At 61.1% G+C, this 11390-nt stretch carries 10 protein-coding genes; 4 read left to right on the top strand and 6 right to left on the bottom strand.

Going from position 1 to position 11390, the window contains the following annotated elements; genetic code table 11:
• The first annotated feature begins 109 nt into the window (after window positions 1-109).
• Entirely contained in the window at window positions 110-1756 is a 1647-nt protein-coding gene (locus tag ACF8EF_RS09070; RefSeq protein ID WP_392529079.1) for a GMC family oxidoreductase, read from the top strand.
• A 97-nt stretch (window positions 1757-1853) separates the two neighbouring features.
• Window positions 1854-3473 (top strand): MFS transporter, encoded by a 1620-nt coding sequence (locus ACF8EF_RS09065; protein WP_392461453.1) that lies wholly within the window; start codon window positions 1854-1856, stop codon window positions 3471-3473.
• A gap of 177 nt (window positions 3474-3650) precedes the next feature.
• On the opposite strand, the gene ACF8EF_RS09060 is transcribed toward ACF8EF_RS09065, so the two are convergent.
• Genes ACF8EF_RS09060 through glyQ form a run of 4 tightly spaced genes read right to left on the bottom strand, consistent with a single transcriptional unit; the run spans window position 3651 to window position 8012 of the window.
• A complete protein-coding gene (locus ACF8EF_RS09060) occupies window positions 3651-4436 on the bottom strand; it encodes a 1-acyl-sn-glycerol-3-phosphate acyltransferase (protein WP_176682972.1) in 786 nt (261 codons plus the stop codon).
• Between the two features lie 46 nt (window positions 4437-4482).
• Window positions 4483-5010: a D-glycero-beta-D-manno-heptose 1,7-bisphosphate 7-phosphatase gene (gene gmhB / locus ACF8EF_RS09055; RefSeq protein WP_176682973.1), complete on the bottom strand. Its 528-nt coding sequence runs from the start codon at window positions 5008-5010 to the stop codon at window positions 4483-4485.
• A gap of 3 nt (window positions 5011-5013) precedes the next feature.
• Window positions 5014-7068 carry a glycine--tRNA ligase subunit beta gene (glyS, locus tag ACF8EF_RS09050; protein WP_392461451.1) on the bottom strand — a complete coding sequence of 685 codons (2055 nt, stop codon included), beginning with the start codon at window positions 7066-7068 and terminating at the stop codon, window positions 5014-5016.
• Window positions 7065-8012, bottom strand: a complete 948-nt coding sequence (gene glyQ / locus ACF8EF_RS09045) for a glycine--tRNA ligase subunit alpha (protein WP_003253126.1) — start codon at window positions 8010-8012, stop codon at window positions 7065-7067. The genes glyS and glyQ overlap by 4 nt, the downstream gene beginning before the upstream one ends.
• Window positions 8013-8095: 83 nt before the next feature.
• Here glyQ and ACF8EF_RS09040 point away from each other — a divergent pair, with 83 nt between their 5' ends.
• Both ACF8EF_RS09040 and ACF8EF_RS09035 read left to right on the top strand, forming a co-directional pair.
• Window positions 8096-8647: a DNA-3-methyladenine glycosylase I gene (locus ACF8EF_RS09040; RefSeq protein ID WP_209969012.1), complete on the top strand. Its 552-nt coding sequence runs from the start codon at window positions 8096-8098 to the stop codon at window positions 8645-8647.
• A 41-nt stretch (window positions 8648-8688) separates the two neighbouring features.
• The gene (locus ACF8EF_RS09035) at window positions 8689-9576 is read left to right on the top strand and encodes a lysophospholipid acyltransferase (protein WP_003253121.1); all 888 of its coding nucleotides are present in this window, start codon (window positions 8689-8691) and stop codon (window positions 9574-9576) included.
• Window positions 9577-9674: 98 nt separating this feature from the next.
• Here the strand turns inward: ACF8EF_RS09035 and ACF8EF_RS09030 are convergent, their stop codons facing one another.
• Complete coding sequence (locus tag ACF8EF_RS09030; RefSeq protein WP_003253119.1) at window positions 9675-9989, bottom strand: tetratricopeptide repeat protein; 315 nt, start codon at window positions 9987-9989, stop codon at window positions 9675-9677.
• 11 nt (window positions 9990-10000) lie between these two features.
• Window positions 10001-11374, bottom strand: coding sequence for a Trk system potassium transporter TrkA (gene trkA / locus ACF8EF_RS09025; protein WP_010951472.1), 1374 nt, complete (start codon window positions 11372-11374; stop codon window positions 10001-10003).
• Window positions 11375-11390 lie beyond the last annotated feature (16 nt).

Below are 11390 nucleotides of genomic sequence, written 5' to 3'. Positions count from 1 at the left end.
GCCACTGTGCTAAAACGCACAGCGGCTGCGCGAAATCTCGTGTTTCCACCACGAAATTACTCACTAAGATGGACCGGGACAAGAATAAAAAACAGGCGCGAGGTTGCACATGCCGTCAGCCGATTCTGTCTTCGACTACGTGGTGGTAGGGGCCGGTCCCGCCGGATGCCTGCTGGCCAATCGTTTGTCCGCCGACCCTTCCTGCCGCGTGCTGCTGCTGGAGGCGGGTGGCCGTGACAATTATCCCTGGATCCACATCCCCGTCGGTTACCTCTACTGCATCGGCAACCCGCGCACCGACTGGTGCTTCAAGACCGAGGCACAGCCTGGCCTCGGTGGTCGCGCTTTGGGTTATCCAAGGGGCAAGGTGCTAGGTGGCTGTTCTTCGATCAACGGCATGATCTACATGCGGGGCCAAGCCGCCGACTATGACCATTGGGCCGCGCAAGGCAACGACGGCTGGGCGTGGAAAGATGTGTTGCCGCTGTTCAAGGCCAGCGAAAACCACTTTGCCGGCGCCAGCGAGCACCATGGCGCGGAGGGCGAATGGCGGGTCGAGCGCCAACGCTACAGCTGGCCGATCCTTGATGCTTTCCGTGATGCCGCCGAGCAGAGCGGTATTGGCAAGGTCGAGGATTTCAACACCGGCGACAACCAGGGTTGTGGATATTTTCAGGTCAACCAGCGCAGTGGTGTACGTTGGAACGCTTCCAAAGCCTTCCTGCGGCCGATCAAGGATCGCGCCAACCTCACCGTGCTGACTGGCGTGCAGGTTGACCAGGTACTGCTCGACAACACCCGCGCAAGGGCGGTGAAGGCGCTCTGGCAAGGGTCCTGGCATGAGTTTGCGGCGCGTCGCGAGATCATCCTCTGTGCTGGGGCGGTTGGTTCACCGGGCATCCTCCAGCGCTCCGGCATCGGTCCGCGTCAGTTGCTGGAAAGCTTGGGCATTGGTGTTCGCCACGATATGCCCGGCGTTGGTGGCAACTTGCAGGACCACCTGCAACTGCGCCTGATCTACCAGATCCGCAACACCCGCACCTTGAACCAGATGGCCAACAGCCTATGGGGCAAGATGGGCATGGGCCTGCGTTATCTCTACGACCGTAGCGGGCCCCTGGCCATGGCGCCGAGCCAGTTAGGCGCGTTCGTGCGTTCAAGCCCCGAACAGGCCACCGCCAACCTTCAGTATCACGTACAGCCGCTGTCACTGGAACGCTTCGGTGAGCCGTTGCATCAGTTCCCGGCCTTTACTGCCTCGGTGTGCAACCTGCGCCCGGCCAGCCGTGGGCGCATCGACATCTGCAGCACCGACATGAACAGCACGCCGCTGATCGATCCCAATTACCTCAGTGCTCCCCAGGACTTGCGGGTTGCTGCCGATGCCATTCGCCTGACCCGGCGCATCGTCCAGGCCCCTGCCCTCGCCGCTTTCGAGCCCAAGGAATATTTGCCGGGCCCGGCGCTGCAAAGCGAGGAAGAACTGTTCGAGGCCGCTGGCAAGATCGGCACCACCATCTTCCACCCGGTCGGTACCTGTCGCATGGGCAACGGTGCCATGGACGTTGTGGATAACCAGCTGCGCGTGCATGGCATCCCCGGTCTACGTGTAGCCGATGCTTCGATCATGCCGCAGATAACTTCCGGCAATACGTGTTCCCCCACCCTGATGATCGCCGAAAAGGCGGCGCAACTGATCCTCAAAGGAGCTGCTACCCAGACCTACCTGAACCAAGACGCGTTACCGACGCCCTGACCCGGGTGCGTGCAGTACCGGCGGCTTGCGGTCAGAAGTCGCCGACAGTGGAACAACAAGAATAATCACTGTGGCCTAACGGCCGAGGACAGCAACGATGTCGGATTACATCCAAGAGCAGGATGCGGTGGCCAGCAGCCCCAGCCGCCGTGAAGAACGCAAGATCATTTTCGCGTCATCCCTCGGGACGGTTTTCGAGTGGTATGACTTTTTTCTCTATGGTGCGTTGGCAGCGGTCATCAGCAAACAGTTCTTCGCTGGCGTGAACGATACCACCGCTTTCATCTTCGCCCTGATGGCCTTCGCTGCGGGCTTTCTGGTGCGGCCGTTTGGCGCGCTGGTGTTCGGCCGCCTGGGTGACATGATCGGGCGCAAGTACACTTTCCTGGTCACCATCGTGCTGATGGGCCTGTCCACTTTCGCTGTGGGGTTGTTGCCCACCTACGCCAGCATCGGCATCGCCGCACCGATCATCCTGGTGATCCTGCGCATGCTTCAGGGGCTGGCGCTGGGCGGCGAGTATGGCGGTGCAGCCACTTACGTGGCAGAGCATGCGCCGCCCGGCAAGCGTGGTTTACACACCGGTTTCATCCAGTCCACCGCAACGCTGGGCCTGTTGTTGTCGCTCTTGGTGGTGCTGGGTAGCCGGTATATCAGTGGCGACCAGTTCGAAACCTGGGGCTGGCGCTTGCCGTTCCTGCTGTCGATCGTGCTGCTGGCGATCTCTACCTGGATTCGCATGAGCATGCACGAGTCGCCGGCCTTTGTGAAAATGAAGGCTCAGGGCAAGGTCAGCAAGTCGCCCATCCGTGAGTCGTTCACCTCCTGGCCAAACCTGAAAGTGGTGCTTACCGCCCTGTTCAGCATCAACGCGGGGCAGGCCGTGACCTTCTACACGGCGCAATTCTACGTTCTGTTCTTCATGACCCAGATGCTGAAAATGGACTCGGCTCAGGCCAACACCCTGCTCATCATCAGCGTTGTGATTGGCGCGCCGTTCTTCGTGTTCTTCGGCTGGTTGTCCGACCGTATCGGCCGCAAGCCGATCCTGATGCTTGGCCTGTTGCTCGCCACGGTACTGTACTTCCCACTGTTCAAGGCGCTAAGCCACTACGCCAACCCACAGATCGACGCCGCCAGCCGTCAGGCGCCGATCGTGGTCACCGCCGACCCGCAAGGCTGCACATTCCAGTTCGACCCAGTGGGCAAGGCTCGTTTCGACAGCCCGTGCGACAAGGTCAAGACCTTCCTGGTCAAGCAGGGTCTACCGTACAGTTCGGTAAGCGTGGCCGGCAGTGATGTGGTGGTGAACATCGGTGACAAGACCATCAACGGTTTTGACGAAGCTGCCATGCGTGCTGCAATCGAGCAGGCTGGTTACCCGGCCAAAGCCGACCCTGCGCAGGTCAACCAGGTAATGGTGGTGGTCCTGATCGTGGCGATGATCCTGATCGCGACCATGACCTATGGTCCGTTGGCGGCGGTGATGGTCGAGCTCTTCCCGACCCGCATCCGCTACACCTCGATGTCACTGCCCTACCACATTGGTAACGGCTGGTTCGGTGGTTTCCTGCCTACCGTATCGTTCGCGCTGGTGGTCTACACCGGGGATATCTTCTACGGGCTGTGGTACCCGGTGCTGGTGACCGGGATCAGCCTGGTAGTAGGGATCTTCTGTCTGAAAGAAACCAAGGATGTCGATATCGACAAAGTCTGATGCTGTCCACATGCCATAAAAAAACCGGCTGTAAAAGCCGGTTTTCTTATGCCTCAAAAAAACTTATGCACGGTTTTCAGAAAAATTTCATACATAAAAATAAATAGCAAATTCAAAGGCTTAGCTATCAATTCAAGCATTTAATCCAAAAACTGCACACAAGTTATCCACAGAAGATCATGCCATCTGCTCCTGAGGTTTTTCCTCTGCTGGCGGCAGCGATCCCATGGCCCGCTGGGTCGCTTCGTTCCAGGCTGCAGCGCGGTCGTTGAGTTCGGCGATGGCCCGTGGCCCAGTGCCGTTGGCGTACATCGGTTCGCCAATGACCACTTCGATTGTACCGGCACGCTTGCCCCAACCGGCCTTGGGCCAGAACTTGCCGGCGTTGTGGGCAATCGGCAGCACCGGCAGCCCGGCATTCACGGCAAGTGCGGTACCGCCGCGGGAGAACTTGCCGATGGTGCCGAACGGCACACGGGTGCCTTCTGGGAAAATCAGCACCCACGTCTTCTGCTTGAGCAGTTCGTCACCCTTGCTCGCCACCTGGCGCAGCGCTTCCTTGGGGTTGTCGCGGTTGATCGCGATGGGCCGCAGCATGGCCATGGCCCAGCCGAAGAACGGTACATACAGCAGTTCGCGCTTGAGCACTTGGCTTAGCGGCGAGAAGTACTGCGACAGGAAGAAGGTTTCCCAGGTGCTCTGGTGATTGGACAGAATCACGCAAGGCTCAGCTGGCACGTTCTCGGCGCCAGTGATCTTGTAGTCGATGCCCAGGATGGTGCGCACCAGAAACAGCGCGCAGCGGCACCAGTACACGTTGATGAACTTGTAGCGCTTGGGGAACGACAGGAACGGCGCGACGAAGAAGCTCAGCGAGCACCACAGCAGCGAACTGGTGCCCAGCAGCAGGTAAAAAAGAAAGATTCTGATCGCCTGCAGGATCGACATAGTGGCTTGTACCATTGCGGGGCATGCCCGCCTGTGAAAAATGCGCCAAAAGGCGCACTGTTTAAATTAGTTCTCTGGCGATAGCTGCCAGATCGTCGAAAATCAGTGTAGTTTCCGGGACACCTTTTTCCAGGGTCCGCTCGCCCTTGCCGGTCTTCACCAGCACGGGTTGTGCACCGACGGCCAGGGCGGCCTCCAGGTCACCTTTGCTGTCGCCGACGAACCAGACGCCTTTCAGGCCGATCTGGTAATGCTCGGCGATCGCCCGCAGCATGCCGGGCTTGGGCTTGCGGCAATCGCACCCTTCGTCCGGCCCATGCGGGCAATACACGATATGGCCCACCTCGCCGCCCTGCTCGGCCACCAGCGCGCGCAGGCGCGCGTGCATGGCTTCGAGGGTTGCCAGCGGGTAGTAGCCACGGGCAATGCCGGACTGGTTGGTGGCCACGGCCACCGTCCAGCCCGCCTTGCTCAACTGCGCGATCGCATCGACCGAACCGGGGATCGGCACCCATTCTTCCAGCGTCTTGATGTACGCATCGGAGTCGTAGTTGATCACCCCGTCACGGTCGAGAATCAGCAGTTTCAAGGCTTACCCCAGCAGCGAAATGTCAGCCACGCCCAGGAACAGGCCGCGCAGACGGCTGAGCAGGGCATAACGGTTGGCACGTACCTTGGCGTCTTCGGCGTTGACCATGACCGCCTCGAAGAAGGCATCGACCGGGTCACGCAGGGCCGCCAGGCGGGCCAGCGATTCGCTGTACTGACGTGCCGCAGCCATCGGTTGCACGGCCTGGTCGGCCTGCTGGATGGCCGAGTACAGGGAAAACTCGTTGGCATTGTCGAAGTACTTCGGTTCGACCTGCTCGGCGATGGCACCTTCGGCCTTGCTCAGCAGGTTCGACACGCGCTTGTTCACCGCAGCCAGGGCCTCGGCTTCCGGCAGTTTGCGGAACGCCTGCACGGCTTGTACGCGCTGGTCGAAGTCCAGCGCGGAGCCTGGCTGCAGTGCACGTACCGACAGGTACGTGGCCACATCGATGCCTTCGTCTTCGTAACGCGCGCGCAGACGGTCGAAAATGAACTCCAGTACTTGCTCGGCCAGGCCGGCGGCCTTGACCTTGGCGCCGAACTGCTTGACCGCGAACTCGACCGCACCGGTCAGGTCCAGGTCCAGTTGCTTCTCGATCAGGATACGCAGCACGCCCAGAGCAGCACGGCGCAGGGCGTACGGGTCCTTGCTGCCGGTAGGCAGCATGCCGATGCCGAAGATGCCCACCAGGGTGTCGAGCTTGTCGGCGATGGCCACGGCAGCACCGGTCAGGGTCTGCGGCAGCTCGGCGCCTGCACCGCGCGGCATGTACTGCTCGTTCAGGGCCAGGGCTACATCTTCCGGCTCACCGTCGTTGAGCGCGTAGTAGTAACCGGCAACACCCTGCATTTCAGGGAATTCGCCGACCATCTCGGTGGCCAGGTCGCACTTCGACAGCAGGCCGGCACGGCCAGCGCGCTGGGCGTCGCCGCCGATCAGCGGGGCGACGAAGGCGGCCAGCATGGAAACACGTTCGGCCTTGTCGTACACGGTGCCGAGCTGAGCCTGGAACACCACGTTCTTGAGGCGCTCGTTGAAGGTTTCCAGTGGCTGCTTCTTGTCCTGCTTGAAGAAGAACTCGGCGTCGGTCAGGCGTGGGCGCACGACCTTTTCGTTGCCTTGCACGATCTGCTTCGGATCGCGGCTTTCGATGTTGGCCACGGTGATGAAGCGCGGCAGCAGCTTGCCTTCGCTGTCCAGCAGGCAGAAGTACTTCTGGTTGTCCTGCATGGTGGTAATCAGGGCTTCCTGCGGCACCTCAAGGAAACGCTCTTCAAACGAGCACACCAGCGGCACTGGCCATTCGACCAGAGCAGTCACTTCGTCCAGCAGCGCCGGCGGCACGATGGCCGTGCCTTCCTGCTGCATGGCCAGCTCGGCGGTACGCTTGCTGATCAGCTCGCGGCGCTCGGCGAAGTCGGCCAGCACGTAAGCTTTACGCAGGTCCTCGACATAGTTGGCCGGGGTGGTGATGACCACGGATTCCGGATGGTGGAAGCGGTGGCCACGGGATTCACGGCCTGCCTTCTGCGACAGAATGGTGCAGTCGACCACTTGGTCGCCCAGCAGCATTACCAGCCATTGGGTCGGGCGTACGAACTCTTCACGGCTGGTCGCCCAACGCATGCGCTTGGGGATCGGCAGGTCGTTCAGCGAATCTTCGACGATGGTCGGCAGCAGGTCTGTGGTGGCCTTGCCCGGGATGTGCTGGGAGAAGCGCAGCTTGGGGCCGCTCTGGTCGATTTCGGCCAGTTCAACACCGCATTTCTTGGCGAAGCCCAGCGCAGCCTGGGTCGGCTCGCCTTCGGCGTTGAAGGCTGCCTGCAGGGGTGGGCCGTCGATGTTGATGCTGCGGTCAGGCTGCTGCACGTCCAGCTGGCGAATCAGTACGGCCAGACGACGCGGCGCGGCGTACACCTGCTTGGCGGTGTAGTTCAGGCCAGCAGCCTGCAGGCCTTTTTCGATACCGGCCAGGAAGGCGTCGCCGAGGTTGGCGAGGGCCTTGGGTGGCAGCTCTTCGGTGCCCAGTTCTACCAGAAAATCTTGAGCACTCATTGTGCAGCCTCCAGCTTAGCCAACACTTCGTCACGCAGTTCAGGGGTGGCCATCGGGAAGCCCAGGCGTGCGCGGGCTTGCAGATAGCTTTGCGCCACGTCCCGGGCCAGGGTACGTACACGCAGGATGTAACGCTGGCGCTCGGTTACCGAGATGGCGCGGCGGGCGTCCAGCAGGTTGAAGGTGTGCGAGGCCTTCAGGACCATTTCATAGGTCGGCAGCGGCAGCTCCAGCTTGATCAGGCGGTTGGCTTCGCTTTCGTAGAAATCGAACAGTTCGAACAGCTTGTCGACGTTGGCATGTTCAAAGTTGTAGGTCGACTGCTCCACCTCGTTCTGGTGGAACACGTCGCCGTAGGTGACCTTGCCGAACGGGCCGTCGGCCCACACCAGGTCGTACACCGAATCGACGCCCTGGATGTACATGGCCAGGCGCTCCAGGCCGTAGGTGATTTCACCGGTGACCGGGTAGCACTCGATGCCGCCTACCTGCTGGAAGTAGGTGAACTGAGTGACTTCCATGCCGTTGAGCCAGATTTCCCAGCCCAGACCCCAGGCGCCGAGGGTCGGCGATTCCCAGTTGTCTTCGACGAAACGAATGTCGTGCACCAGCGGATCCAGGCCGATGGCTTTCAGCGAGCCGAGGTACAGCTCCTGGAAGTTGGCCGGGTTCGGTTTGAGCACCACCTGGAACTGGTAGTAGTGCTGCAAGCGGTTGGGGTTTTCGCCATACCGCCCGTCGGCAGGACGACGGCTAGGCTGCACATAGGCGGCGTTCCAGGTTTCTGGACCCACGGCGCGCAGGAATGTAGCGGTGTGGAAAGTGCCGGCGCCTACTTCCATATCGTAGGGCTGAAGTACCACACAACCTTGAGCCGCCCAGTAGTTCTGCAGGGCGAGGATCAGGTCTTGGAAGGTACGCACGGCTGGCGTAGGCTGGCTCACGAAATTCACCTGTATCTGGGGATGCGGATGTAAAGAGCGGGAGTATAACCTGATTCGCCTCGCCCTCTACTCATTGGAGCCTTATGCCACGCTGCTTTTGGTGTACCGACGATCCGTTGTACCAGGCCTACCACGACCAGGAATGGGGAATGCCACAGCGCGACCCGGCGTTGCTCTTCGAGATGCTTTTGCTCGAAGGGTTCCAGGCGGGGCTTTCGTGGATTACCGTTTTGCGCAAACGCGAGCGTTATCGCCAGGTGATGTACGGCTTCGACCCGGTAAAGCTGGCGGCCATGAGCGACGAACGTATCGAAGAATTGATGCAGGATGCAGGCATCATCCGCAATCGCCTCAAGCTCAAGGCCGCAAGGCGCAACGCCCAGGCCTGGCTTGCTGTGGATAACCCTGCCGAATGGCTGTGGTCGTTCGTCGGCGGCTCGCCGAAGATCAACCACTTCAAGGCGCGCGGCGAGGTGCCGGCGGTTACCGATGAAGCCAAGGCAATGAGCAAGGCCCTGCAGAAAGCTGGCTTCACGTTCGTCGGTCCGACCATCTGCTACGCCTTCATGCAGGCCACGGGCATGGTCATGGACCACACCACCGACTGCGATCGCTACGCCGCCTTGTTGCGCTGAGGGGTTACAATGCGCGCCTTGCTGAAATAAGGAATTCGCCTGTGGAAAAGTTCAAGGGCGCCCTGATGGTCGGGGTGCTGCGCCTGTTTGCCAAGCTGCCCTGGGGCGCTGTGCAGCGTGTCGGCGCCGGTATTGGCTGGCTGATGTGGAAAATCCCCAACAGTTCGCGCAACGTGGTACGGATCAACCTGGCCAAATGTTTCCCGGAGATGGACCCGGTTGCCCGTGAGCAACTGGTTGGCCAGGCGTTGCGGGATATCGGTAAATCCTTTGTCGAAAGTGCCTGTGCCTGGATCTGGCCGCCGCAGCGCTCGCTGGAGCTGGTCAAGGAAGTGCATGGCCTGGAAGTGCTGGAGCAGGCTTTGGCCTCGGGTAAAGGCGTGGTCGGCATCACCAGCCACCTGGGCAACTGGGAAGTGCTGAACCACTTCTACTGCAACCAGTGCAAACCGATCATCTTCTACCGCCCGCCGAAGCTGAAGGCGGTGGATGATCTGCTGCGCGAGCAGCGCGTGCAGATGGGCAATCGCGTGGCGCCGTCGACCAAGGAAGGCATCCTCAGCGTGATCAAGGAAGTGCGCCGTGGTGGCCAGGTGGGTATTCCTGCCGACCCGGAGCCGGCGGAATCGGCGGGCGTGTTCGTGCCGTTCCTCGGCACCCAGGCGCTGACCAGCAAGTTCGTGCCGAACATGCTGGCCGGTGGCAAGGCGGTAGGCGTGTTCCTGCATGCGCTGCGGTTGCCGGATGGCTCGGGCTTCAAGGTGTTCCTGGAGGCGGCGCCAGAGGAGATGTACAGCACCGACGTGAATGTGTCGGCGGCGGCGATGAGCAAGGTGGTCGAGCGTTATGTGCGCGAGTACCCGAGCCAGTACATGTGGAGCATGAAGCGCTTCAAGAAGCGCCCGGCCGGCGAACCGCGCTGGTATTAAGCCATTCACCGCCCTCTGGCAGGAGCGGGTTTACCCGCGAATGCGATGTTGGATTCACCGACGCATTCGCGGGTAAACCCGCTCCTACAGGGGCCGCGTCAACCCGCTGCTCTGTTGAGCTTCTTCAGGAATACGGTCATCTCTTTTTCGGCCTGCTTGTCACCATGGGCCTGCGCCGCCACGATCCCGTCTTCCCACGCCTTGCGCGCCGCCGCCAGGTCGCCCTGCAACTGATAGGCCTTGCCCAGCAGCTTCCATGCTGCCGAGTATTTCGGGTCCTGCTCTACACAGCGCGCCAGGTGCACCGCTGCTTCAGCGCCGTTGCCTTCATCCAGCCAGGCCTTGCCCAGGCCAAACCTCAGCAGCGGGTTATCCACACCTTTGGCCAGCATCTTCTCCAGCGATTCGCGCATGCCCTCTTCTCCTAGAAGAAACTCAAGCCGACGTGGAACAGCTTCTCCACATCGCGAATATGCTTTTTATCCACGACGAAGAGGATCACATGGTCCCCTGATTCGATCATGGTGTCGTCATGGGCAATCATCACCTCTTCATCACGGATGATCGCACCAATCGTGGTGCCCGGTGGCAGCGTGATGTCCTCGATTGCCTTGCCGACCACCTTGCTCGACTTCGAGTCCCCGTGTGCCACCGCCTCGATAGCCTCGGCTGCACCACGGCGCAGCGAGTGCACACTGACGATGTCGCCGCGACGGACGTGCGCCAGCAGGGTGCCGATGGTGGCGAGCTGCGGGCTGATGGCAATGTCGATATCGCCGCCCTGCACCAGGTCGACATAAGCCGGGTTGTTGATGATGGTCATCACCTTGCCTGCGCCCAGGCGCTTGGCCAGCAAGGACGACATGATGTTGGCTTCGTCATCGTTGGTCAGGGCCAGGAAAATATCGGCGTCGGCGATGTTCTCTTCGAGCATCAGGTCTTTGTCCGAGGCGCTGCCCTGCAGCACTACAGTGCTTTCGAGGGTATCGGAGAGGTGCCGACAACGCGCCGGGCTCATCTCGATGATCTTCACCTGATATCGGCTTTCGATGGCTTCCGCCAGGCGCTCGCCAATCTGCCCGCCGCCGGCGATGACAATGCGTTTATTAGTCTCGTCGATGCGGCGCAGTTCGCCCATCACCGCGCGGATATCCTTCTTCGCGGCAATGAAGAACACCTCGTCGTCGGCTTCGATCACCGTATCGCCACGCGGGGTGATCGGCCGGTCGCGGCGGAAGATGGCCGCCACGCGGGTGTCGACGTTGGGCATGTGCGCTCGGATCTGGCGCAACTGCTGGCCGACCAGCGGGCCGCCATAGTAGGCCTTCACTGCCACGAGTTGGGCCTTGCCTTCGGCGAAGTCGATCACCTGCAGCGAGCCTGGGTGTTCGATCAGGCGCTTGATGTAATTGGTCACCACCTGCTCGGGGCTGATCAGAACGTCGACCGGGATATGGTCGTTGTCGAACAGCTCTTCGCGGGTCAGGTAGGACGATTCGCGCACCCGTGCAATCTTGGTCGGTGTATGGAACAGCGAATAGGCCACCTGGCAGGCAACCATGTTGGTCTCGTCACTGTTGGTTACCGCCACCAGCATGTCGGCGTCGTCGGCACCGGCCTGACGCAGCACCGTCGGCAGCGAACCGCGGCCCTGGACAGTGCGGATGTCCAGGCGGTCGCCGAGGTCGCGCAGGCGGTCGCCGTCGGTGTCGACCACGGTAATGTCGTTGGCTTCGCTGGCCAGGTGTTCAGCCAGCGTACCGCCTACCTGCCCTGCGCCGAGGATGATGATCTTCATGCGCTACTCCCTATCC

It is taken from the genome of Pseudomonas sp. zjy_15, assembly GCF_043101865.1.
GTDB classification, from domain to species: domain Bacteria; phylum Pseudomonadota; class Gammaproteobacteria; order Pseudomonadales; family Pseudomonadaceae; genus Aquipseudomonas; species Aquipseudomonas putida_Y.
Note: the sequence above shows the minus strand (reverse complement) of the source record. Positions and strands in the feature narration are given on the sequence as shown.

Bases quoted from the DNA above. Each gene is read 5' to 3' on its own strand.
- ACF8EF_RS09070 (WP_392529079.1), top strand. From the start codon at position 110: ATGCCGTCAGCCGATTCTGTCTTCGACTACGTGGTGGTAGGGGCCGGT.
- ACF8EF_RS09065 (WP_392461453.1), top strand. From the start codon at position 1,854: ATGTCGGATTACATCCAAGAGCAGGATGCGGTGGCCAGCAGCCCCAGC.
- ACF8EF_RS09060 (WP_176682972.1), bottom strand. From the start codon at position 4,436: ATGGTACAAGCCACTATGTCGATCCTGCAGGCGATCAGAATCTTTCTT.
- glyS (WP_392461451.1), bottom strand. From the start codon at position 7,068: ATGAGTGCTCAAGATTTTCTGGTAGAACTGGGCACCGAAGAGCTGCCA.
- ACF8EF_RS09040 (WP_209969012.1), top strand. From the start codon at position 8,096: ATGCCACGCTGCTTTTGGTGTACCGACGATCCGTTGTACCAGGCCTAC.
- ACF8EF_RS09030 (WP_003253119.1), bottom strand. From the start codon at position 9,989: ATGCGCGAATCGCTGGAGAAGATGCTGGCCAAAGGTGTGGATAACCCG.
- trkA (WP_010951472.1), bottom strand. From the start codon at position 11,374: ATGAAGATCATCATCCTCGGCGCAGGGCAGGTAGGCGGTACGCTGGCT.